A 24,401-nucleotide genomic window follows, 5' to 3' on the forward strand; every position below is an offset into this window, starting at 1 on the left:
GGTGCGGTGCTGCTCCTTCTCAGTGCGGCGCGATCACGTTCTCGCCGGGCTCCGCGCCCACGTGCATGCGGTGGCGCACCTCGGGGAAGCGGTCGGAGGCCTCGGGCTCGGGCTTGAGCAGCGATACCACCCAGCCCACGAAGAAGGCCAGCGGCATGGTGACCAGCGCCGGATTCTTCAGCGGGAAGAGGGCCGCCCGGCCGAGCATCTCCACCTGCACCGTGGGTGACAGGAAGATGAGCAGCACCGCGCTCACCGAGCCGGTGAGCATGCTGGCCACCGCGCCCCGCGTGGTGAAGCCCCGCCACGCCATGGACAAGAGCAGCGCCGGGAAGTTGCCGCTCGCGGCGATGGCGAACGCCAGGCCCACCATGAAGGCCACGTTCTGCCCCTTGAAGACGATGCCCAGGATGATGGCGAGCACGCCCAGGCCGAAGCTCGCCAGCCGCGCCACGCGCAGCTGCTCGTGCTCGGGCGCCTGGCCCCGGCGCACCACGTGCGTCCACAGGTCGTGCGACAGGGCCGCCGCGCCCGACAGCGTGAGCCCCGCCACCACGGCGAGGATGGTGGCGAAGGCCACCGCGGAGATGAAGCCCAAAAACGGCGTGCCGCCCACGGCCTCGGCCAGGAGCGGCGCCGCCATGTTGCCGCCCTTGTCCACGCCCGTGATGCTCGCGCGCCCCAGCACCACCGACGCGCCGAAGCCGAGGATGAACGTCACCAGGTAGAAGTAGCCGATGAGCCCCGTGGCGTAGAACACCGAGCCGCGCGCCGCCTTGGCGTTGGGCACCGTGTAGAAGCGCATGAGGATGTGTGGCAGGCCCGCCGTGCCGAACATCAGCGCGAGCCCCAGCGACACCGCCTCCAGCGGACTGGACACGAGCTTGCCCGGCGCGAGCACCTCCGGGCCGTACTGCGCCACCGCCTCGCGAAAGAGCGCCAGCGGGTTGTAGGAGAAGCGCGCGAGCACCATGAGCGCCAGCGCGCTCGCTCCGGCCAGCAGCAGCACCGCCTTGACGATCTGCACCCACGTGGTGGCGATCATCCCGCCAAACAGCACGTAGAGGATCATCACCCCGCCCACGATGAGCACCGCGGCCTCGTAGCTCAGGCCGAACATCATCCGGATGAGGTTGCCCGCGCCCACCATCTGCGCGATGAGATAGAAGCTCACCACCGTGAGCGTGCCCACGGCCGCCGCCAGCCGCACCGGCGTCTGCTTGAGCCGGTAGGCCACCACGTCCGCGAAGGTGTACTTGCCCAGGTTGCGCAGGGGCTCGGCGATGAGGAACGTCACCACCGGCCAGCCCACCAGCCAGCCCACCGAGTAGATGAGGCCATCGAAGCCGGACAGGGCCACGAGCCCCGCGATGCCCAGGAAGCTCGCGGCGCTCATGAAGTCGCCCGCGAGCGCGAAGCCGTTCTGCACGGCGCTCACGCCGCCGCCCGCGGTGAAGAACTCGGAGGTCGTCTTGGTGCGGCGCGCCGCCCAGTAGGTGATGCCCAGGGTGAGGCCCACGAAGGCCAGGAAGAAGACGATGGCCGTCGTGTTCGGCTGGCCGATCGACGTCTCTACGTTTTGGGGATTCATGTCGGAAGCTCGTGGAGCGAGAGGAGACTCAGCGGCGCAGCTCGTCGAGGGCCTTGTCGTAGTGGTTGTTGGCCCAGCGCACGTAGATGCCCGTGAGCGCCCACGAGATGAAGATGACGAGCGCGCCCAGGAGGATGCCCCAGCTCAGCCCGGGGGTGAGCTGCTGGCCCATCAGCGGCTTGTTGAACGCCACGAGCAGGATGAAGCCGAAGTAGGACACCAGGGTGGCCGTGGTGAGCACGGCCGCCACGCGCCAGCGCCGGGCGGCCAGCTCCTCGAGACGGGGGTTGTGCGGGGGAGGGGACATGCGGTCGGGTTCTCCAGTCATTCGGGGGACTGCACCTCGGGACACTTCAACTGCGCGAGCAGCAGGGGCCGGGCCTCGGTGAAGGCGCGCTCCACCTGGAGGATGAGCGCCTCGGCGCCCTCCAGGCCGGAGCCTCGCACGAGGTTCTCCAGGGACTTGCACAACAGCCGCACCCGCATCATGCCGAACATGCCACTGCTGGTGGCCAGGCCATGCGCCTCGTTCGCGAGCCGTCCGGCGTTGCCCTCGAGCAGACACTCGCGCAGCCGGGCGAGCCGCGCCGGCGTGCGCGCGAGGAAGCCCTGGGCCATCTCCGCCACCAGATTGGGGGCCTGCTCGTCCTGGAGCACGCTGAGCTTCTCCAGTTGCCGGACATCCATCGCGAGGGCTTGCGGCTCCATGCGGCGGCATTCTGCCCGAGCCCCGGAGGACCGGAAGAGAATGGGCGCCCCGGGCAGAGGCCCGTGTCGGGAACACACCCGCACCGGCCACCCGCGCCAAATCCGTGGGGAGGGCTTCGCTTCCCAGGGCCCATCCGCGCTAGAAAGGGTGGCCCCTCGCCCCTCGCCCCCATGCGCGTCATCGTCCTCGGCTGTGGAGTCTCCGGCTTGTCCTGTGGTGTCCGGCTGCTGGAGGCCGGCTACCCGGTGGAGATTTGGGCGCGGGAGCTGCCGCCCCACACCACGTCGGACGTGGCCGCGGCCATCTGGTACCCGTACCGTGCCTGGCCCCAGGCGCGCGTCAACGCCTGGGCGGCCCGCACGCTCCAGGTGCTCGATGCCCTGGCGGACGCGCCCGACACGGGCGTGCGCCGCGTGGCCGGGGTGGACCTGGTCCGCGAGCCGGCCAAGGACCCCTGGTGGGGCGGCGCGGTGCCGGGCCTGCGCCGGGCCACGCCCGAGGAGCGGCCCCCGGGGTACGCCGACGGCTTCGCCTTCGCGGTCCCCGTCATCACCATGCCGCGCTACCTGCCCTGGCTCCTCGGGCGCTTCGAGGCCCTGGGCGGCCGGATGACGCGGCGCGCGGTGGGCGCGCTGGACGAGGCGTGGGCCGCGTCCCCCTGGGTCGTCAACTGCACGGGCCTGGGCGCGCGCGAGCTCGTGGACGACCCCTCCCTGTTCCCCGTGCGCGGCGAGGTGCTGGCCGTGGCGCCCCTCGGGCCCGCGCGCTTCCTGCTCGATGATCGCGACGAGGCGCGGGGCATGACCTACATCATTCCCCGCGAGCACGACTGCATCCTCGGCGGCACGGCCGAGGAGGGCAACGCGTCGCTGGAGCCGGACGCGCGCGCGGCCCGCGCCATCCTCGAGCGCGCGGCGCGGCTGTTGCCCGAGGGCACGCGCCTGGAGGTGCGGCACCACCGGGTGGGGCTGCGGCCCGGACGGCCCACGGTGCGCCTGGAGGCGGAGGCGCATGGGCCCCACCTCGTGGTGCACAACTATGGCCACGGCGGGGCGGGGGTGACGTTGTCGTGGGGCTGCGCCGAGGAAGTGGTCGCGCTGCTCTCGCGGCATGTCGGACCGGCGGGGAATCCTGCGAGCAGTGGGAGGACGGATGGATCGTGAGGAGAGTCAGGAGCGCATTCAGGCCGTGCTGCGGTTGCCCGCGGTCCGGCGCTATGCGTACTTCCTCCAGCGCGTGGTGGAGTCGGGACAGGTGTGGGGCCTGGATGGCGAGGGGTGGGCGCTGGCGCTCGACGACGCGGGCCGGGACGTGCTGCCCCTGTGGCCCGCGCCCGAGTTCGCCGCCCTGTGCGCCACGCGGCTGTGGGAAGGCTTCCAGCCCCGGCCCATCGCCCTGAGCGAGCTGCTGGAGAACGTGCTGCCGCAGCTCGAGGAAGAGGGCATGCCGGTGGGCATCTTCTTCACGCCCCAGGGCCAGGGTCATCCGGCCAGCGCGCGCGAGCTCATGGACGCGCTGCGCGCGACGCGTGCGCCCGTGGTTTGATCCGCCGACGAAATACCGCCGGGCGAGCCGATTCTTTCCGTTTATTCATGTCAAAATAAATGAACCGTGGGCCGCCCGCGTCGGGGCCCGGCGGCAGTGCCAGACGTCGGCCGTGACGCGCCTCCGGGGGAATGGCGCGATGCGGACGGCCGATGGAATCAAACCCCCCGTGAAGGCTGGAGTGCACATGATGCGATGTCGCGGACTTGGAGGACGGCTGTTGATGGCCCTGAGCGTGTTGGTGCTCGCGGCCTGCGGAGAGGGGATTGCCCCGGACGCCGAGGAGGGACTGATGTCCACCCCCGTGTCCCCCCAGAGCGTGGGCACGCGCCCGCAGGGGCTGGCCAGCTCCAACAAGGTCCTCATCCTGTCGGGCACCGTGACCGGTGGCACCAACAGCATCGAGGCCATCAGCGCGCGCAACCTCGGCTACACCGTGGAGTTCGCCACCGACGACCAGTGGAAGGCCAAGACGTCCGCGGACTTCGCCACCTACCGCGCGCTCATCCTGGGGGACCGCACCTGCAGCACCGCGCGCACCCTCTTGGCCGCCGCCGAGCAGAGCACCGCCAAGTGGGGCCCGGTGGTCGACGGCAACGTCGTCATCATGGGCACCGACCCCGTCTACCACGAGGAAGATCAGGTCACGATCAACTCGGTGAAGTTCGCCGCCGCCCAGGCCGGCAAGACGGGCATGTACGTCAACCTGTCCTGCTACTACCACGAGACCGCGCCCCTGACGGCCGTGCCCGTGCTGGCGCCCTTCGGCAACTTCACCGTCACGGGCGTGGGTTGCTACAACACCGCGCACATCGTGGCCACGCACGCGGCCCTCACCGGGCTGACCGACAGCATCCTGTCCAACTGGAACTGCTCGGTGCACGAGGCGTTCGACACCTACCCCGAGGCCAACTTCACCCCGCTGGTCATCGCGCGGGACCCCACGTACGGCGCGCGGCTGCCGGGCAGCAAGGACTTCGCGGACGGCTCGCACGGCGTGCCCTACGTGCTGGCGCGCGGCGCGGTGCCGCTGCGCTGTGGCGACGGCGTGGTGCAGTACCCCGAGGAGTGTGACACGGGCAGCCAGAACGGCGTGCCGGGCACGGTGTGCTCGTCGGTGTGCCGCAAGAACTGGTGCGGCGATGGCGTGGTGAACCCCGGTGAGGAGTGCGACACGGGCGCCGCCAACGGCACGGGCACCTGCTCCGCGTCCTGCCGCTCCACCGGCCCGACCAACCGTCCTCCCGTGGCCAAGTGCAAGAACATCGACCTGTCGCTCAACGCCACCTGCGGCGCCACGGGCTCCATCAACGATGGCTCGTACGACCCGGACAACAACCTCAAGGAGTGCGTGCAGAGCCCCACGAGCTTCACCGGCGCGGGCAGCACCACCGCGACCCTCACCTGCACGGATACGGCCGGCTTGAGCGCCAGCTGCACCGCCACGGTGAAGACCGCCGACGTCACGCCGCCCACCGTGCGCTGCCCGGAGAACGTGCGGCTGGATTGCGTGAACGCGGGCCGTTGGTACTCGCCCGGCCCCGCGTCCTACAGCGACAACTGCAAGGTGGTGTCCTCCACCGCGGCGCCGCCCACCACGCACCTGGGCGTGGGCACCCACACCTTCACCTATTCGGCCTCGGACGGCACGCAGAGCGCCAGCTGCAACACCACGGTCACCATCTACCGCAACAACGTGGACGTCGAGCTGAGCGGCGCTCCGGAAGTGACGCTGGCGTGCGGCGCTCCCTACGTGGAGATGGGCGCGGGCGGCTTCGACTCGTGCTCGGCCGGTCCGATTCCCGTCACGGTGTCCGGCGCGGTGAACAACAAGGTGCCGGGCGTCTACTTCATCACCTACACGGGCCGTGACATGGGGGGCTACGTGTCGACCGTCACGCGCAAGGTGACGGTGACGCCGAGCGCCGCGTGCGGCCTGGACGAGCCCAAGGGCGGCTGGATTCTCACGGGCAGCATGGCGCTGCCGCGCCTGCAGCACACGGCCACGCTGCTGGACGACGGCCGCGTGCTGGTGGCCGGCGGCTACAACACCAGCTCCGAGCTGTATGAGCAGGGCACCAAGGTGTGGACGGCCACGGGCAACACCCTGGGCGCCCACCGCGGCCACACGGCCACCAAGCTGCAGAACGGCCAGGTGCTGATTGCCGGCGGCGGCGCGTGCCCCATCACGAGCGCCTCGGCGGAGCTGTACGTGCCGGCGCAGGGCAAGTGGAAGCCGGCGGGCCTGCTGAGGACGCAGCGCTTCAACCACTCCGCGGTGCTGCTGCCCAACGGCAAGGTGCTGGTGGCCGGTGGCTTCACCAGCGAGTTCTACGGCACGGCCCTCTCCTCGGCCGAGCTGTACGACCCGGCGACGGGCACCTGGAGCTACACGGGCGCCCTGTCCCAGGCGCGCGGCTACCACACCCTGACGCTGCTGCCCAACGGCAAGGTGCTCGTGACGGGTGGCAGCAACGTGGCGGAGGACAACGCGGAGAACCCGAACCTGCTGGCCTCGGCCGAGCTGTATGACCCGGCGACGGGCACGTGGTCGAGCGCGGGCGGCCTGAGCACGGGTCGCGCGTGGCACTCGGCGACGCTCCTGCCCAACGGCCAGGTGCTGGTGGCGGGCGGCGCGGGCATCGACGTGGCCAAGAGCCAGTCGGCCGAGCTGTACAACCCGGCGACGGGCACGTGGACGACGACGGGCAGCATGAAGTCGCCCCGTCGCTGGCACACGGCGACGCTCATGGAGAGCGGCGAGGTGCTGGTGGCCGGCGGCTACCACCAGCTCACCGGCATCCAGGTGGCGTCCGAGCGCTACAACCCGGCCACGGGCAAGTGGACGGCCACGGTGAACATGAACGTGGACCGCTACCGTCACACGGCGACGCTGCTGCCCAACGGCACGGTGCTCGCGGTGGGCGGCGCCAGCAACCACGACCAGGCCTCGGCCGAGTACTACGACCTGCGCAAGCTGTAGTCCGCGGCGCGGATGAGACGTGAACGGGAGGGCGGTGCGAGCCGCCCTCCCGTTTTTTCAAGGCGGCGTGGGACTCGCCAGGGGGTCCGGCTCGTGCCCGCCATGACGGGCGAACAGCCGGTCCAGCTCGGCCAGCTCGCTCGCGTGGCGCAGCGGCGCCCGGGCGTAGGTGGCGCGCGCGGACTGGGCGAGCGTCCAGGCTCGCTCCGGCTGGCGCCGGGCGTCCCAGAGCGCGCGCGCGAGCGCGAAGCGCACCGAGGCGGTGTACACGGGGCGCAGGGGATGGCGCTCGACGACGTCCAGCACGTGCTCCAGCACGGGAATGGCCTCCGCCGCGCGGCCGAGCTTCTGCAGGGCCTCGCCCTTGCCCGCGAGCGGCAGCACCCCCGCGGCGGTGTCCGGGCCCAGCGTCTTCTCGAAAACTTCCCGTTCCCGCTCGAAGAGGGCCAGGGCGCGCTCGCCCTGTCCCAGCTCCAGGTAGCTCGTGCCCAGCGCCACCCGCATCAGCGCGGTGTTGATGTGCTCCTTGCCGAGGGTGCGCTCGCGCAGCTCCAGCGCCTGTTGGCGCAGGCCCAGGGCCCGGGCGTACTCGCCCCGCGTGTCGTACAGGTCCGCGAGGCCGCCGAGCGCCTGGGTGTGCACGCGCTCGTAGCGCTCGGGATCCTTCTGGGAGACGTCCAGCACCTGCTGGTAGGTGCGCAGGGCGAGCTCCAGCCGCTCCAGGGCGGCCCGCGCGTCGGCCACCTTCACCAGGGCCTCCAGCAGCTCCAGGCTGTCGGCGCCGGTGAGCGCGCGCAGCTGGCGCTCGGCCTCCTCGTAGTGCCCGAGCGCCGCGGCGTCATGGCCCTCGGCGGCCTCGAGGTCGCCATAGGCGATGTGGAACTGGGCCCACTCCTCGGAGCGCTCGCCGTAGGCCTGCTGGCCGATGATGCGCACCCGATCCAACAGCCGGCGCGCGTCGGCGAGCCGGCCCTGGAAGGCGTACATGTTGGCCAGGTTCGTCAGGGGCTGGGTGAGGAAGGGGTGGAAGGGCCCGAGGTTGGTCTCCCCCAGGCGCACGAGCGTCTCGTAGGCGCGCTGGCTCTCCTCGAGCCGGTCCAGGTTGCCCAGCGCCGCCACGGCGTTGGAGCCGTAGCGCAGCGTCATGGCGTTGGCCGGCCCCAGCTGTCGCTCGGCCAGGGCGAAGGCCTCGTCGAAGGCCTCGTGCGCCTCGGCGAAGTGGCCCTGGGCGTAGAGGGAGAGGCCGCGGTTGTTGTGGTAGATGGCGCGCAGCTCCCCGTTCTCCCCCAGCCGGTCGAGCGCCGCGCGGGCGAAGGGCTCCCACCGGGCGGCCTCCTCGGGCGGGCCGTTGTCGTCGTAGTAGCCCATGAGGCGCACGCTGGCGCTGGCGGCGATCCAGTCGTGCCGCGAGGCGTGCGCGAGCCACAGCGCCTCGGTGAGCAGCTCGGGCACGCCCTGCTTCTCCCCGGCGAGGTTCTGCGTCCAGGCGCGCAGGAGCAGGGCCTCGGCGCGCACGGGGCGGTAGCCGAGATCCCGCGTGCGCTGGCTCTCGTCGGCGGCGAGCTTCAACGCGTCCTGGAGCTTGCCCGCCTCGGTGAGCGCCTTGACGCGGGCGAGCCGGGCCCGCGAGGCGTCCACCTCGCGCCGGGTGGCGGGGTCCTCCGGCGGCTTCACCTCGGAGAGCAGGGCGCTCACGTCCGCGCAGCCTCGCAGGCCGCGCAGCGCGCTCGTGGCGGAGATGGCCTTCTCCACCACCGTGCCATCGGCCTCGGTGAAGACCTCGGTGAGCGCGGCCACTTCCTGCAGCCGCCCATCCAGGCACGCCATGCGCAGGGACAGGACGGCCTCGGACTGCTCGCCCCTCAGCCGCGTGGCCTCGCACGTCTCCACGTGCATCTGCTTCCAGGCGGTGGTGTACGTGTCGAGCGCGTCGCGCACGCGCTGCCAGGTGTCTCCCGCGTAGGCGCGGCCGGTGGCGAGGAAGGCCTGGGAGATGCTCGCCTGGCGCCGCTCGTCCCAGATGCCCTCCAGCCGCTCGGGGGCCCCGCTGCACAGGAGCTCCCGGCGCTCGTGCCAGGAGGCCGCCGCCAGCGTTCCCGAGCCCACCACGAGCAGGAGCAGCGCCGACGCCGTCAGCCGCCTGCGGCGCACCTGGGCGGGATCGCGGCCGAGCACCGCGAGCAGCGCGTGGATGGAGGGGTAGCGCGCGGCGGGCTCGCGGTGCAGGGCCCGGAGCAGGGCGCGGCTCACCCAGGGGGGCACCTTGGAGGACGAGGGCGGCGCGCGCACGCGGCCGTCCAGCACGTTCTGCCGGCGCTCGGCCGGGGTGGTGCCCTCGAAGGGGCGCTCGCCGTGGAGCGCCTCCCACAGGGACACGGCGAAGGAGAATTGATCGCTCCGGGCATCCGCCACGGCGCCGAGGAACTGCTCGGGGGCCATGTAGGCCGGGGTGCCGAGCACCGCGCCGTGCTGGGTGAGCTCCAGCTCCAGCAGGCTGTGCGCCTTGACGGGGCCGGTGTCCCGGGAGGGCGCGGGGGCGGCGGGGGGGGCGTCGGGCGGGGCATGGCGCTCGCGCGCGAGGCCGAAGTCCGTCACCCGCACGCGGCCGTTCTCGCCCACCAGCACGTTGGTGGGCTTGAAGTCGCGGTGCACCAGGCCCGCGTCGTGGGCCGCGGCGAGCCCCCGGCCCGCGTCGAGGAAGGCGGCGAGGATTTCCTTCCAGGCGCGCGCGCGCTGCTGCTGCCATTGCAGGAGCGTGCGGCCCTCCACCAGCTCCATGGCCATGAAGACCTGGGCGCCGTGCTGGTGCACGTCGTAGACGGCCACCACGTGGGGGTGGGACAGCCGGGCCATGGCCTGCGCCTCGCGCAGCAGCCGGGCCCGTCCCGAGTTCGCCTCGCCGGCCGTCTCCGGGTCGCCGGGCGGCAGCAGCTTGAGCGCCACCTTGCGGTCGAGCACCGTGTCATAGGCCGCGTACACCATGCCCATGCCGCCCTCGCCCAGGGGCTCGAGCACCACGTACCGGTCCAGCGCCGTGCCGCGGCCCAGGGGCGCCACGGAGGCGGGCGCCCGGGCCTCGCCTCCGAGCTCGCCTCCAAGCTCGACCGTGCGCCGCTCGTCCGTGCGCCGCTCGTCCGTGCGTTGGGTGCGGCGCTCGTCGTCATCCACGGGCTGCGGCATGGCGCCTCTCTCCACCCGGCCATGTTACGCCGGGGTCGGACCTCGCCGCGTCGGCTTCTGGACGCCAGGGAGGCGGGCGGGCGCCTGGCCGCCGCTCACGCTCAGGGGGTGGGCGTGGCCGAGCCGGACGCGGGCTGCGCCACGGTGCCCGAGGGCTGCTTGTCGATCTCCTCCGCGGGGTAGCCCCGGGCGGCCTCGAGGTAGCGCGCGGGCTTCACCTTGCGGCGCTCCTTGGCGCTCAGCTCGGGGCCGGAGAGCGTGGGCTCCGCGTCGGGCGAGGCCGCCGAGACCATGTGGCCGTCGCAGAAGAGCCACTCGGTGCGGCCATTGGCGAAGCGGCGTGCGTAGAACAGGTCCGTGCTGCCCACCTCGGGCTGCTTGGCGCACCACGTCTCGCGGGCCTTCTGCTCGCGCTGGGGGCCCTCCTCCTTCCACTTGGAGCGCTCCTCCTGGGCCACGAGCAGCTGCTCGCCCTCCTTGAGCCGCCCGCGCGACAGCTCCACGAGCTCCTGCCCGCGCCGCGTCAGCTCCGGAAACGCCCCCGAGCGCGCGAAGCCGCAGCTCTGCAGCGCCTTGAGGTTGGACTCGTGCACGACGAGCACCTTGGGCAGCGAGTCCGCGGCGTCCTTGAGCAGCGCCGTCTGCTGGGCCCGCTCGCTGGACGCCGGGTTGTTGACCTGCTCCGTGGACGACAGGAAGCGCGCCAGCAGGCCGTTGACGCCGCTCAATTCATCGAGCAGCCAGCGCGGCTCGGCGGTGTCGCAGATGTTCGCCTTGGCTCCGACGTAGTCCCGGTACTCCGCGCGCCCTCCGGCCAGCGCATAGGGCTGCACCGGCACCGGCGTGGACGCACAGGCGCCCAGCACCAGGCCCATACCCCCGAGGATCCATTGCTTCCGGCTCGTGAAATTCATGGCTCACCACTCTAACGGACGGGGCCCGTCCCACTGAACTGGTTTGACGTCAAGACATCCCGCCGGGACAGGAGGCCTGTCCCGGGGAGCAAGGGGTGTCGTGACAGGGATGGCGGCCGCTTGCAAGGCGCGGATGCGGGGAGAACGCCCCACGCGGAGTGTGGCCAGGCGGGCGGGCGGGCTTCAGGGGCCCCGGGCGGCGAGGTCGATGTAGCCGCGCACCCAGATGAGGTTGATGGCGTGGCAGGCTTCCAGGGGCGTCTGGGTGGTGGTCTCCAGCGTGGCGACGTTGGGCACGCCCATGCGCAGGAAGTAGTCGCTGACGCTGCCGTCGTTGTACTCGATGAGGCCGTCGCCGTCGGTGTCGTTGTTGTCGTCCACGTGCGAGTCGCGCAGGACGCGGGCGTACTGGGACGCGGCGGTCATCAGGGCCCGGTGCGGCGCGCGCTCCCCGAACACGTAGGCGTAGGTGCCGGCGCCCGGCAGGTAGTCGTCCTGGTGGATGTCGAGCGCGGCGGCGGGGGCGGGGTGGCGCGTGATGTCCGCGCGCACGGCGCGGGTCTCGCGGGGGCCGCCGTCGAAGAGCACCCAGCGCTGGAAGGACTCGCCGCGCGCCAGCTCGCCCTTCCACACCCCGGGGGCCGTCTCGTAGCGCAGGAAGTCGTTGTTGACGCGCTCGCCGCCGCGGTTGTACCGCGTGCCGTCCTCGAAGCCCGAGGGATTGATGCACGGGTAGACGCGCAGGCCCACGCCGCGCTCGCGCGCGTACGCGGCGATCTGCTCGAAGTGGTGGCTGAGCGTGAGCGGCCCCGCCGGCTCCTCGCCGTGGAAGCCCGAGGTGATGACGAGCCAGCGATCCCCCGGCACGGTGAGGCGGAAGAGGGGGTACTCCACGCCCCCCTCGACGACCCGGGCGTACTCGTTCACCTCGGCCAGGTGCGAGTAGTTCCGGATGCGGCGCATGAACTCTTGGTAGCTCTGGGTCACCCCCTCAACCTACTCACGGTCCGGGTGGACCGAAGTGGCCAAAGGGAGGAACTGTGTCCAGCCGTGAGCACACCGCGGCGCTCAGCGCGCGTGGTGCTCGCGGATCTGCGAGGACACCTGCTGGCGCTGCGCGGGCGTCAGCGTCTCGTGGGCGCGCAGGAAGGCGTCGGCCACCTTGTGGGCGAAGCCGCGCAGGGCGTCCACGCGCGCGTCCACCAGCGCGTGCACCCGCGTGGCATCCGGCCGCTCGGCGTCCCACTGCGCCAGGGCCTGCTCCCGCGCGTCCTTGTTGCCCTCCATCAGCTGCTTGCCGTCCTCGAACAGCCCGTCCTTGAGGCCCTGGATCGTCCGCTTCTGCGCGTCCGTGGCCTTGAGCTGCTCGAGCCGGTCGTCCAGACGCCAGGTGATCATCTGCTTGACGCGCTCGGGGTCGCGCGCGCCGCCGCCCCAGGGCCCGCCCCGGAAGCCCGTGAGCAGGACGAAGGCGAGGACGGCGGTGCCGGCGAGGACGTACTTGTTCCGGGTCTTCATGGGTGGCTCCTGGGCGCGGGGGCGAACCCCGCGCGGTGGGGGGACTGCACACCGGTCATCCGGTGACAGGACACACTCTGCGCGCCGCGCATTGGGCGTGTTTGAGCGGGGCGTGAAGAAACGTGAAGGCGGGGCACCTGGGGTGAGCGTGCGGCCAAGGGCCCGTGCCCCTCGCCCAACCCATTGGCTCCTTCACGAGCCGTACGGGCCATGACACAAACCCCCCGGTTTTCCGGGCCCGGCTTCACGGGGTTTCCGGGAGCGGACGGGATGCGCGGCCGGGAACTGGCGGGCGGACCGGACCTGAACTTTGGTGCAGACAAACCCGGGCAGCTGTCGCCCCCATCGACTACTTATCCGCCATGTCCTTTACCCACCTCCACCTGCACTCCCTCTACTCGCTGCTCGATGGGGCGATCCGGATGAAGGATCTCATCAAGACGGTGAAGGAGAAGGGGATGTCGAGCGTGGCCGTGACGGATCACGGCAACATGTTCGCCACCATCGACTTCTACAAGAAGGCGAAGGACGCGGGCATCAAGCCCATCATCGGCATGGAGACCTACGTCGCCGGGCCCAAGGGGCGCGAGGACCGGACCGAGAAGGTGGGCCACCACCTCATCCTCCTGGCCAAGAACAAGGAGGGCTACGACAACCTCAAGTACCTGTCGTCCATGGCCTACCGCCAGGGCTTCTACTACCACCCGCGCATCGACAAGAAGATCCTGGCCGACCACAGCAAGGGCCTGTTCGCGCTCACCGCGTGCCTGGGCGGCGAGGTGACGGGCGCGGCGTTCCGCGGGGACATGGACCACGCGCGCCGCGCGGCGCTCGAGTACAAGAACATCTTCGAGCCCGGCCAGTTCTTCCTCGAGGTGCAGTCCAACGGGATGCCCGAGCAGGAGACGGCCAACACCAACCTCAAGCAGCTCAGCCGCGACCTGGACATCCCGCTGTGCGCCACGGCCGACGCGCACTACATCAAGAAGGAGGATGCGCGCGCGCACGAGCTGCTCATGTGCATCGCCAGCGGCAAGACGCTCGCGGACGGCAAGCGCATGAAGCACTCCACGGACAAGCTCTACGTCACGAGCCCCCAGGAGATGCTCGCCTACTTCCACGACACGCCCGAGGCGGTGCACAACACCCAGCGGATCGTGGAGCAGATCGACCTGGAGCTGAAGCTGGGCAAGCCCATGCTGCCCACCTTCCAGGTGCCCGAGGGCTCCACCGCCGACAGCTACATGGCGGACCTGGCGCGCAAGAACCTGGAAGAGCGCTTCATGGAGATCGACACCGCGCGCTTCCGCGCGGGCCAGCCGCCCGTGGACCGCGAGCCCTACAAGGCCCGGCTGGAGCTGGAGATCGGCGTCATCCTGAAGATGGGGTTCAGCGGCTACTTCCTCATCGTGCAGGACTTCATCAACTGGGCCAAGCAGCACGGGATTCCGGTGGGCCCGGGCCGTGGCTCGGGCGCGGGCAGCCTCGTGGCGTACTGCCTGCGCATCACCGACCTGGATCCGCTCCCGTACAACCTGCTCTTCGAGCGCTTCCTCAACCCCGAGCGCGTGTCGATGCCCGACTTCGACGTCGATTTCTGCCAGGACCGGCGCGACGAGGTCATCAAGTACGTGGGCAAGAAGTACGGCGAGAACAACGTGGGGCAGATCATCACGTTCGGCTCGCTCAAGGCCAAGAGCGTGCTGCGCGACGTGTGCCGCGTGTTCGCGCTGCCCTTCAGCGAGGGCGACCGCATCTCCAAGCTGGTGCCCGAGGTGCTCGGCATCACGCTCAAGGAGGCCATCGAGCAGGAGCCCCGGCTCAAGGAGATGATGGAGAAGCCGAGCCCCATCGGCCAGGTGGACGGCAAGGACGTCACCACCAAGGACGTGCTGGAGATCGCCATGGCGCTCGAGGGCCTGCACCGCCAGCCCGGCATGCACGCGGCCGGCGTGGTGATCGCGGACAAGCCCTTGTGGGAGTTCGTGCCCACCTACCAGCCCCCGGGCCAGGACACCCTCATCACCCAGTTCGCCAAGGACGAGGTGGAGGCCGCGGGCCTGGTGAAGTTCGACTTCCTCGGCCTCAAGACGCTCACGGTCATCCAGAACGCGCTCAACCTGGTCAACCGCAATCCGCCGGGCGGCAAGAAGATCGAGCGCGAGGACATCCCGCTGGACGACGTGGAGGTCTGGAAGCTCATGGCGGAGGGGGACACCGCCGGCGTGTTCCAGATGGAGTCCAGCGGCTTCACCGAAATGGTGATGAAGCTCAAGCCGAGCTGCTTCGAGGACGTCATCGCCGCCGGCGCGCTCTACCGCCCGGGTCCGCTCGACTCGGGCATGGTGGACGTGTTCATCAACCGCAAGCACGGCCGCGAGCCCGTGCTCTATCCGCACCCGCTGCTCGAGCCCGTCCTCAAGGACACCTACGGCGTCATCGTCTACCAGGAACAGGTGATGCAGATCTCCCAGGTGCTGGGAGGCTACACCCTGGGCCGTGCCGACCTCTTGCGCCGCGCCATGGGCAAGAAGAAGGCCGAGGTCATGCAGGCCGAGCGCGCCGGCTTCCTCGAGGGCTGCAAGACGAACAACGTGGACCTGAAGGTCGCGGGGGAAATCTTCGACCTGATGGAGAAGTTCGCCGAGTACGGCTTCAACAAGAGCCACTCGGCGGCCTACGGCCTGGTCACCCTGCACACCGCGTGGCTCAAGGCGCACTACCGCGTGGAGTTCATGGCGGCCCTTCTCACCAGCGAGAAGGACAACACCGACAAGGTGGTGCTGCACATCGGTGAGGCGCGCCAGTCGGGCGTGCAGGTGCTGCCGCCGGACGTGAACCAGTCGGACATGGCGTTCGGCGCCGTGGAGGGGAAGATCCGCTTCGGCCTGGGCGCCATCAAGGGCGTGGGCGAGGGCGCCATCGAGTCCATCGTGGAGGCGCGCCAGGAGGGGCCCTTCAAGAGCCTGTTCGACTTCTGCGAGCGCGTGGACTCGCGGCGCGTCAACCGCAAGGTGCTCGAGGCGCTGGTGAAGGCGGGCTCCTTCGACTTCGAGAAGCGGCCGCGCCGGCAGATCTTCGAGAGCATCGAGCGCGCGATGAACCGCGGCTCCAGCAGCCAGAAGGACAAGGCCGCGGGCCAGAGCTCGCTCTTCGGGATGCTCGGGGGCGGGGGGCCGGGCGGGGGCGTGAAGGACGACTACGCCCAGGTGGAGGAGTGGGCGGAGAAGGAGCGGCTGGCGCTGGAGAAGGAGGCCATCGGCTTCTACGTGTCGGGCCACCCGCTGCACCAGTACGACAAGGAGCTCAAGCGCTACGCGCGGCCCATCACCGCGGTGCAGCGCGCGCGCAAGGACGAGCGGCTCACCATCGCCGGCGTGGTGGCGGCGCTGCGCGAGCGGCCCACCAAGACGGGCAAGCGCATGGCGTGGGTGACGCTGGAGGACCTGAGCGGCTCCTTGGAGCTCGTGTGCTTCCCGGGCAAGGACGGCACGCGCAACGTGATGGGCAAGGACGGCAAGTGGAGCAAGTCCGGGCCCAAGCCGGGCTTCGAGCACTGGGAGACCCTGCTCAAGAACGACGATCCCATCCTGGTGACGGGCACGGTGCAGATCAACCAGCGCGACGAGGACACGCCGGTGGCGGAGCTCATCGTGGAGGACATCCAGAGCCTCAAGGCGGTGCGGGAAAAGCGCACCAAGCGGCTGGAGTTGCGCGTGCCGGTGGACCTGGCCACGGACGAGCGCCTGGTGAAGCTCGCGGAGATCGTGAAGAAGTACGAGGGCGCGACCCCCATGGCGCTCAGCCTCCTGTTCGCCAACGAGGGCGAGGCGCTCCTGGGCAACTTCGCCCTCAAGGTCCAGGTGAGCGATGACCTCATCCAGTCCGTGGAGCGGCTGTTCGGCATGAAGGTGGTCGAGTTCGGCTGAGTGTTTGTGTTGACCTCACATACTTTGGGCAGAGCGGGGATGTCGAATGCTGACGAGCAATGAGCGAGCTAGGACATGCTGACTCGACTAAAGATTGACGGCTTCAAGAATATGAATGCTGTTGATATTCGTTTTGGTCCGTTTACTTGTGTGGCGGGTGGCAATGGAGTGGGGAAATCAAATCTCTTCGATGCCATTCGGTTTCTAAGTGCACTCGCTGATCAACCTCTGCTGGATGCGGCTTTGTCGGTGCGTAATGAAGGAGGCGTTGGCGGCGATTTACGCAGTATTTTCCACCATGTGGGTGAACGGTATGGACGTACCTTGTCATTCATGGCGGAAATGTTAGTCCCTAAAAAAGGAATTGATGATTTAGGACAAGATGCTGAGGCTAGTATTACCTTCCTGCAGTACTCTTTGCATTTGGAGTATCGAGAAGAAGAGCGTGGACAGTCACTAGGCGGTTTACAAATTACGCACGAATCCCTCAAGCACATTAGTTTGGGTGAAGCGAAAGCTCATCTCCCGTTTGCGCATAGCTCGCACTGGCGTCGCTCGGTGGTGACGGGTCGCAGGACTAGTCCATTCATTTCTACCGAACAAGCGGGAGAAAAGATATACATTAAGCTGCACGGCGATGGGGGAAAGGTTGGAAGAACCCGCCAGTTTTTGGCGGAAAGTCTTCCGCGAACAGTATTGTCGAGTGCTACCGCTGCTGAAAGCCCAACGGCTTTGCTTGCGCGAAGAGAGATGCAGTCGTGGCGACTTTTACAATTGGAGCCTTCCGCTCTTAGGTCGCCCGATCCTTTTAGTGCACCGAGTAAACTAGGTTCAAACGGTGCGCATTTGCCTGCGACTTTAGGCCGGTTGGCGCAAATTCATCGCGGACGACGTGAGAGGACTCCAACTTCTCAGCAAATATATACGCGAATTGCAAACCGTTTGGCCCAATTGGTTGAAGGGGTTCGTTCGGTTCGAGTTGATGCGGACGAGCGGCGAGAATTGCTTACTCTTGTTGTTCGAGATCGAGACGGAACTGAGCACGAAGCTAAGGGGTTGTCGGATGGTACGCTCAGATTTCTCGCCCTGTGCGTTTTGGAAAGTGACCCTCAATCTCAAGGGTTGCTTTGTCTGGAGGAGCCCGAAAACGGGATTCATCCAGAAAGAATTCCAGCTATTATTAGGCTTATGCGAGATTTGGCTGTTGATGCGAACGAGCCAGTCGATGATGACAACCCTTTGCGGCAGGTTATCATCAATACGCATTCGCCGGCAGTTGTGAGTATTGTTCCGGATGAGAGCTTGGTCGTAGCTGCCTCTGAGCCTGTCGTGCTGGAGGAACAGCGGTGTTCTATTGCTTCCTTTAGATGGTTGCCCAAAACGTGGAGATCTCAAGCTGATCATGAAACGGAAGCAGTACCTAAAGGTAAACTGCTGGCTTATCTTAATCCGTTGGGAGTTATCGCGCATGAGCAGCAGGTGGGGGATGTGGCGCGCAAGCCGACTCGGCGAGTTATGGACCGACTGGATGTTCAGTTGTTGTTGCCGTTGCCAATTACTTCTGCGGCGGATTCCTCATGAAGTGTTTCCGCTACTCTCTGCTGAGTGATGGCCCTTCGGATCGAATGTTGATGCCAGCGCTGGATTGGTTGCTTCAGCGGCACTCGCGGCATTCTTTTGTGGGAGAGTGGGCTGAACTTCGCCGGCTGCCTCGCCCACCGCGCACTCTGGGTGAGCGGATTCAGATGTGTTTGGAATTGTATCCCTGTGAGCTGTTATTTGTGCATCGGGATGCGGAATCGGCCAGTCGAGTGGATAGGGTCGAAGAAATATCACAAGCGCTAGCTCTTGTTGATGCGCCACCGGCAATTCATGTTGTTCCTGTGCGTATGCAGGAAGCTTGGCTGTTATTCAATGAGTCTGCAATACGCGAAGCTGCTGATAACCCAAATGGTCAAGAGCGACTGGTTCTGCCTGGGTTGTCCTTTTTGGAAGGTGTGTTAGACCCTAAAGAGGTTCTTCGAGACTTACTGAGGGTGGCTAGCGGCCATTCTGGGCGTCGTTTGAAGAACTTCGATGCTCATGCAAGAACTTACCGGCTCGCACAGATTTTGACAGATTACTTGCCTCTCCTTCAGGTTCCAGCGTTCAAGGAGTTAGACGAGGATGTGCGGAAAACAATTAAGGAAAATGGCTGGGCGTGAACTCAAGTTTTAGGGGAGTGGCATGACGCAGAGCGTGTTCCGGGACGGGTTGCTGGCGGGCAAGGTGGCGTTCATCACCGGGGGCAGCAGTGGCATCAACCTCGGCATCGCCGAGGCCTTCGTGAAGGCGGGCGCCCACGTCACCATCAACGGGCGCAACGTGGAGAAGCTCGAGGCGGCGGTGAAGGGGCTCCAGGCCCACGGCTCCGCCCGGGGCGTCGCCGCCGACGTGCGCCAGTACGACGCCATGGCCCAGGCGCTCCAGGGCACGCGCGACGCGCACGGGGAGATCGACATCCTCGTGTGCGGCGCGGCCGGCAACTTCCCCGCGCCCGCGGTGGGCATGTCCTCCAACGCCTTCCGCTCGGTCATGGAGATCGACGTGCTGGGCACCTTCAACACCTGCCGCGCCGCCTTCGAGCATCTGCGCAAGCCGGGCGCCAGCGTGATCAACATCTCCGCGCCCCAGGCCTACCTGCCCATGGCCCTGCAGGCCCACGTGTGCGCCGCCAAGGCCGGCGTGGACATGCTCACCCGCACGCTCGCCATCGAGTGGGGCGGGGCGGGCGTGCGCGTCAACTCCATCGTCCCCGGCCCCATCGACGACACCGAGGGCATGCGCCGGCTCGCCCCCGGCGACGACGTGCGCGAGAAGCTGATCGGCTCGCTGCCCCTGGGTCGCTTCGGGACGAAGCAGGACATCGCGCAACTCGCGCTTTTCCTGGTCTCGGATGCCGCCACGTACGTCACCGGTTCGCTCATGGTGTGTGACGGCGGCCAGTCCCTGCTGGGCTCGGGGTTGATGCTGCGCGCGATGGGCGTCTAGGCGAGCGTTCTTCCGCCACTGCGTTTTTCCGCCCACGGGGTGTCTGATAGAAAGCACTCCGTGCCCGTGGAGCCCTCCTGGTTGACGGGTGCTGCTTTCCCCCTCCCTTGGAGTCGCCCCATGACGCATGGCCTCCCCCCGCTGTCACGCTGGCTCGCGTGCAGCGTGTTGTTGCTCGGTCTCACCCTCACTGGCACGGGCTGCCGCGAGGACAACCCGCCCACGCCGCCACCGCCCGCGCGGGCGCTCCCGGACGCGGAGCGCTCCACGGTGGAGGTGAACCCGGCGACGGGGGCTCGTGCCAATGGCGTGGATGGTGTCGACATCCAGGTGACGGTGCGCGCGGCGGACGGCACGCCGCTGGCGGGTCACGCGGTGACGGTGGCGGCCTCGGGCGTGGGCAACACGCTCCAGCAGCCCGCGGGGCCCACGGACGCGGAGGGCGCGGCGAGCGCGCGGCTCACCTCCACGGCCGCGGGCGTGAAGACGGTGACGGTGTCGGTGGCCACGGAGGGCGGCGCGGTGGTGCTGGCCTCCCAGCCCACCGTGGAGTTCGTGCGGGAGCCCGCCACGCGGCTGGCCTTCACCTCGGCGCCGGGCTTCGGCACCGCGGGCGCGCCCCTGGACGCGTTCGAGGTGGTCATCCAGAACGCGGCGGGCGGGACGGTCGCGGGCGCGGGGGACACGGTGACGCTGTCGCTCGGAGACGCTCCGGCGGGCGCCACGCTCAAGGGCGAGGTGTCGGTGGCGGCGGTGAACGGGGTGGCGCGCTTCCCCTCGCTGGTGATCGAGAAGGCCGGGACGAACTACACGCTCGTGGCCCGGGTGGACGGCCTGCCCGAGGCGAAGAGCCCCGCGTTCGACGTCCAGCCCGCCGCGCCCTCCGCGCTGGCGCTGACGGCGTCCCAGACGGACGTGGTGGTGGGCACGCCGGTGAGCCTGGGCCTGACGGTGGTGGATGGGTTCGGCAACACGGTGACCCCGTACACGGGCACCGTGCGCTTCTCGTCCGATGATGGCGCGGCCTCGCTGCCCGCGGACTACACCTTCACCCCGGCGGCCCAGGGTCGCCACGACTTCTCCAACGGCTTCACGCCGCGCACCGTGGGCACGTCGCGCCAGGTGACGGTGACGGACCGGGACAACGCGGCCCTCACCGGCTCGGTGACCTTCACCGTGCGGCCGGGCACGGCCCGCAAGCTCGTCTTCACCCAGCAGCCGGCCACCACGTCCGTGCGCGCGCCCTTCGCCGTGCGGGTGGGCGTGGTGGATGCCCTGGGCAACCCGGTGTCCGTGTCCTCGCCCGGGGTGACGCTGGCCGTCAACAAGGGCGGCACGCTCGCGGGGACGGTCTCGGTGGCGCCGGTGGCGGGCGAGGCCTCCTTCCCGGGCCTGTCCATCGCGCAGGAGGCCGAGGGCTACGTGCTGACGGCCACCGCCTCGGGTCTGGAGCCGGCGACGAGCACCGCCTTCACCATCGTCGATGACGTGCCGCCCGCGGTGCCCGTGGTGACCCAGTCCGGCTCCACCGCCGCGTCGGTCACCGTGGCCTGGACGGCGGTGGGGGACGACGGAACGGCGGGCACGGCCACCCGTCAGGAGCTGCGCTACGCCACGACGGACATCACCTCGGAGGCGAGCTTCGCGGCGGCCACCCTGGTGACCACGGGCGCGCCCAAGGCGGCGGGCAGCGCCGAGTCGGCGGTGATCTCCGGCCTGCAGCAGGGCCGGGACTACTACGTGGCCCTGAAGGTGACGGACAACGCGGGCAACTCCGCGCGCTCGGCGACGCGGCTGGTGTCCACGCTGGCGCTCAACGCCTCGCGGCTCGCCTTCAGCGTCCAGCCCCAGAGTGGCACGGCGGGCGTGACGCTGGCCCCCATCAAGGTGGAGATCCGGGACGCGGCGGGCGCGCTCGTGGACACGGCGACCTCGGCGGTGACGCTGACGGTGGTGGGCACCTCCGGGTATGGTCCCTTCACCGTGTCCGCGGTCAACGGCGTGGCGACCTTCTCCGCGGTGCGCATCGACACCGCGGGCAAGGGCTACACGCTCAAGGCCACGGCGGGCTCGCTCACCGAGGCCACCAGCACGCCCTTCGACATCGCGTCCGCGGCCGCGGCGTCCCTGACGCTGACGGGACTGCCCGCCACGGTGACCGCGGGCAGCGCCCAGAGCCTGACCGTGGAGGTGCGTGACGCCTTCAACAACCTCGCGGCGGGCTACACGGGCACCGTCCGCTTCACCTCGAGCGACACGAAGGCGGTCCTCCCCGCGGACGCCACGTTCTCCGCCACGGACGCGGGCCGCAAGACCCTGTCGGTGACGCTCAACTCGGTGAACAGCCAGTCGGTGACGGTGAAGGACGTGGTGCGCGGCGAGCTGACCGCCACGGCCTCGACGGTGGTGAACCAGGGCACGCCCGCCAAGCTCGTGTTCCAGACCCAGCCGACCCACGGCACCGTGCGCGCGGCGCTCGGCGCGGTGTCCGTGGCCATCGCGGACGCGTCCGGCAACGTGCTCGACGTGAGCGCGCCGACCATCTCCCTGCACCTGGTGGGCGGCAATGCCTCGGCCACGCTCGAGGGCACGCTGACCGCGACCCCCTCGGCGGGCGTGGCCACCTTCTCCGGCCTGAAGATCGACCAGCAGGGCACGGGCTTCCGCTTCGAGGCCACGGCGGGCACGCTCAACGGCGCGAGCAGCAACCCGTTCACCATCGTGGACGACCTGTCGCCGGCCGCCGTGACGCTCCGGGTGGAGGGCACGATCACCAGCACCCGCATCCCCCTGGCCTGGTCGGCGGTGGGTGATGACGGAATGCTCGGTCTGGCCAGTGCCTACGACCTGCGCTACTCCACGAGCCCCATCGACGCGGCGAACTTCGCGTCCGCGACCCAGGTGCTCACGGATCCGCCGCTGCCTCCGGGCTCGGCCGAGGCGGTGGAGATCACCGGCCTGACGCCCAGCACCCGCTACTACCTGGCCCTGAAGGTGGAGGACGACGCGGGCAACTCCGTGCTGGCCTTCGCGAGCGCCACCACCCAGAAGGATCCCTGCATCGGCGCGCCGGCCTGCACGGCCCAGCCGACGGTCTGCGGCGCGGATGGCGTCTCGCGCATCAGCTACACGGCCGCGTGCGTCGACGAGGACAACCAGCCGGTCTGCCAGCAGTCGGAGACGGTCACCGCGTGCGCGGGCGCCAATGCCGTGTGCTACCAGGCGGCGTGTGAGACGGCGGCGCGGCCCACGGGCAACCAGCTCGCCTTCTCCGAGCTGATGCACTCGCCCACGGGCACCACCACCGAGTACTTCGAGCTGACCAACACCACGGGCCAGCTGCTCAACCTCAACGGGGTCACCGTCACCTACCGCAACAGCGCCAAGGTGACGCGCTCCTTCCAGGTGGGCCAGGGAAGCGTGCCCGTGGTGGTGGGGCGCCGGGGCACCTTCGTGCTGGCGCACAACAAGGACCGCGCCACCAACGGCGGCGTGTCGGCGGACTACCAGTACCCGGACGCGATCGTCCTGGATGGCGCGGGTCAGTTCAGCGTCGCCCATGAGTCCACGCCGGTGACGGACTTCCTCTACACGTCGGCCTTCCCGCAGACGTCGGGCAAGGCGATGAGCCTGTCGTCGGCCGTGGTGGGCTCCTACGCGGATGCCTCGCCCTGGTACTGGTGTGACGCGACGACGGCCCTGAGCGGGGGGGACTTCGGCTCGCCCAACGCGCCCAATGGCACGTGTGGGGTGGCGGCCGCGCCGCCGGTGGACTTCTGCAACGTGCAGCACCCCAAGACGATCCCCACCACGCCCGCCAACACGGCGCTCGTCATCTACAGCCGCTTCTACGAGCCGAGCATCACGGACCGCAACACGGCGGGCAACGACGGCTACCCGTACGTGTCCGCGCAGCTGGGCTACGGCCCGGTGGGCACCTCCGCCACGGAGTGGACCTGGAAGGCCATCTCCTTCAACGCGGAGTACTCGGCCACGGTGAGCAACGACGACGAGATGATGGGCACGCTGCGCATCCCCACGGCGGGCTCGTACAAGTACGGCTTCCGCTACGCCTTCCAGGATGCCGCCACCGGCACCGCGACGCCCTGGGTCTACTGCGACCAGAACGGCGTGGCCGACCCCACCAACGGCATCTTCGGCACGGTGACCATCGAGTCCGCCGTCACGCCGCCGCTCACCAACCACGTGGTCATCAGTGAGTTCAGCGGCGGCAACGGCAGCGCCGCCAAGGACGAGTTCATCGAGCTGTACAACCCCACCAACAGCCCGGTGGCCATCGGCGGCTGGAAGGTGCAGTACAAGTCCGCCACGGGCACGGCCTACAGCAACAACGCGGCGGACGTGATTCCCGCTGGCGCGGTCATCCAGCCCAAGGGCTACTACCTGCTCGGGGGCACCGCCTACTCGGGCTCGGTGGCCAAGAACGCGGAGTACTCCTTCGACTCCTCGGCCTCGACGAGCGGCGGCGGCCACATCCGCATCGGGCCCAACCTGGACGACAAGATCGCCACGGTGGCGGTGGACGTGCTGGGCTACGGCACCGCGAACAGCGCCGAGGGCGGCAAGGCCGCGCCCTCCCACCCGGCGGCGGGAGGCAGCCTGGAGCGCAAGGCCGTGTCCACGTCCGACTCGACGAGCATGGCCACGGGCGGCGCGGATGCCCTGCGCGGCAATGGCTACGACACTGATGACAACTCGACGAACTTCGTGACGCGCGCGGTGCGCGACCCGCAGAACGCGTCGAGCCCCACCGAGACGCCGTAGCGCGTCATCGCGGGTCCCCGTGGCCACGAGGCCGCTCCGGCAAGGGTCCGGAGCGGCCTTTTTCGTGGCTCCCCGCAAACCCCGTGACGTGGCGTATGGGTTCTGGTACGGTGGGCGAACGACGACGCTTCCGGGGGGGGAGCGGCGGGAACAAGTGACTGCGGCGTGTCCGCACCGATCCGTCCCGCATCGTCCCTCCCCCCAGCGCCGAGCAGTT

General features: G+C 69.2%; 15 protein-coding genes. 8 read left to right on the plus strand and 7 right to left on the minus strand.

What is annotated here, in order from left to right; all coding sequences use genetic code 11:
* Positions 1 to 19: 19 nt before the first annotated feature.
* The 3 genes from I3V78_RS10900 to I3V78_RS10910 are packed head-to-tail and all read right to left on the minus strand — an operon-like array spanning position 20 to position 2,299.
* A complete protein-coding gene (locus I3V78_RS10900) occupies positions 20 to 1,591 on the minus strand; it encodes a sodium:solute symporter family transporter (protein ID WP_204486847.1) in 1,572 nt (523 codons plus the stop codon).
* 28 nt (positions 1,592 to 1,619) lie between these two features.
* Positions 1,620 to 1,898, minus strand: coding sequence for a DUF485 domain-containing protein (locus tag I3V78_RS10905; RefSeq protein ID WP_204486849.1), 279 nt, complete (start codon positions 1,896 to 1,898; stop codon positions 1,620 to 1,622).
* Between the two features lie 17 nt (positions 1,899 to 1,915).
* Positions 1,916 to 2,299, minus strand: coding sequence for an Hpt domain-containing protein (locus I3V78_RS10910; protein WP_204486851.1), 384 nt, complete (start codon positions 2,297 to 2,299; stop codon positions 1,916 to 1,918).
* A 171-nt stretch (positions 2,300 to 2,470) separates the two neighbouring features.
* On the opposite strand from I3V78_RS10910, the gene I3V78_RS10915 reads away from it, so the two are divergent.
* The 3 genes from I3V78_RS10915 (at position 2,471) to I3V78_RS10925 (ending at position 6,828) form a co-directional block, all read left to right on the plus strand.
* Positions 2,471 to 3,463, plus strand: a complete 993-nt coding sequence (locus I3V78_RS10915) for an FAD-dependent oxidoreductase (protein ID WP_204486853.1) — start codon at positions 2,471 to 2,473, stop codon at positions 3,461 to 3,463.
* A complete protein-coding gene (locus tag I3V78_RS10920) occupies positions 3,453 to 3,845 on the plus strand; it encodes a DUF2750 domain-containing protein (RefSeq protein ID WP_204486855.1) in 393 nt (130 codons plus the stop codon). The genes I3V78_RS10915 and I3V78_RS10920 overlap by 11 nt, the downstream gene beginning before the upstream one ends.
* A gap of 187 nt (positions 3,846 to 4,032) precedes the next feature.
* Positions 4,033 to 6,828: a Kelch repeat-containing protein gene (locus I3V78_RS10925; RefSeq protein WP_239576384.1), complete on the plus strand. Its 2,796-nt coding sequence runs from the start codon at positions 4,033 to 4,035 to the stop codon at positions 6,826 to 6,828.
* 57 nt (positions 6,829 to 6,885) lie between these two features.
* Here the strand turns inward: I3V78_RS10925 and I3V78_RS10930 are convergent, their stop codons facing one another.
* The 4 genes from I3V78_RS10930 to I3V78_RS10945 form a co-directional block, all read right to left on the minus strand.
* Positions 6,886 to 10,008, minus strand: a complete 3,123-nt coding sequence (locus I3V78_RS10930) for a serine/threonine-protein kinase (protein ID WP_204486857.1) — start codon at positions 10,006 to 10,008, stop codon at positions 6,886 to 6,888.
* A gap of 101 nt (positions 10,009 to 10,109) precedes the next feature.
* Positions 10,110 to 10,922 (minus strand): hypothetical protein, encoded by an 813-nt coding sequence (locus I3V78_RS10935; protein WP_204486859.1) that lies wholly within the window; start codon positions 10,920 to 10,922, stop codon positions 10,110 to 10,112.
* A gap of 183 nt (positions 10,923 to 11,105) precedes the next feature.
* Positions 11,106 to 11,885: a M14 family metallopeptidase gene (locus I3V78_RS10940; protein WP_204486862.1), complete on the minus strand. Its 780-nt coding sequence runs from the start codon at positions 11,883 to 11,885 to the stop codon at positions 11,106 to 11,108.
* A gap of 105 nt (positions 11,886 to 11,990) precedes the next feature.
* Complete coding sequence (locus I3V78_RS10945; RefSeq protein ID WP_204486864.1) at positions 11,991 to 12,440, minus strand: Spy/CpxP family protein refolding chaperone; 450 nt, start codon at positions 12,438 to 12,440, stop codon at positions 11,991 to 11,993.
* A gap of 362 nt (positions 12,441 to 12,802) precedes the next feature.
* Here I3V78_RS10945 and dnaE point away from each other — a divergent pair, with 362 nt between their 5' ends.
* The 5 genes from dnaE (at position 12,803) to I3V78_RS10970 (ending at position 24,184) form a co-directional block, all read left to right on the plus strand.
* Entirely contained in the window at positions 12,803 to 16,369 is a 3,567-nt protein-coding gene (dnaE, locus tag I3V78_RS10950) for a DNA polymerase III subunit alpha (RefSeq protein ID WP_204486867.1), read from the plus strand.
* A 75-nt stretch (positions 16,370 to 16,444) separates the two neighbouring features.
* Positions 16,445 to 17,950: an AAA family ATPase gene (locus I3V78_RS10955; protein ID WP_204486869.1), complete on the plus strand. Its 1,506-nt coding sequence runs from the start codon at positions 16,445 to 16,447 to the stop codon at positions 17,948 to 17,950.
* Positions 17,947 to 18,573, plus strand: coding sequence for a hypothetical protein (locus I3V78_RS10960; RefSeq protein WP_204486871.1), 627 nt, complete (start codon positions 17,947 to 17,949; stop codon positions 18,571 to 18,573). Before I3V78_RS10955 ends, I3V78_RS10960 begins: the two co-directional genes overlap by 4 nt.
* Positions 18,574 to 18,595: 22 nt before the next feature.
* Complete coding sequence (locus I3V78_RS10965; protein ID WP_204486873.1) at positions 18,596 to 19,399, plus strand: SDR family oxidoreductase; 804 nt, start codon at positions 18,596 to 18,598, stop codon at positions 19,397 to 19,399.
* Between the two features lie 120 nt (positions 19,400 to 19,519).
* Positions 19,520 to 24,184, plus strand: a complete 4,665-nt coding sequence (locus I3V78_RS10970) for a lamin tail domain-containing protein (RefSeq protein WP_204486876.1) — start codon at positions 19,520 to 19,522, stop codon at positions 24,182 to 24,184.
* The last annotated feature ends 217 nt before the right edge of the window (positions 24,185 to 24,401 follow it).

Source organism: Archangium primigenium, from assembly GCF_016904885.1.
Taxonomy (GTDB): Bacteria; Myxococcota; Myxococcia; order Myxococcales; family Myxococcaceae; genus Cystobacter; species Cystobacter primigenius.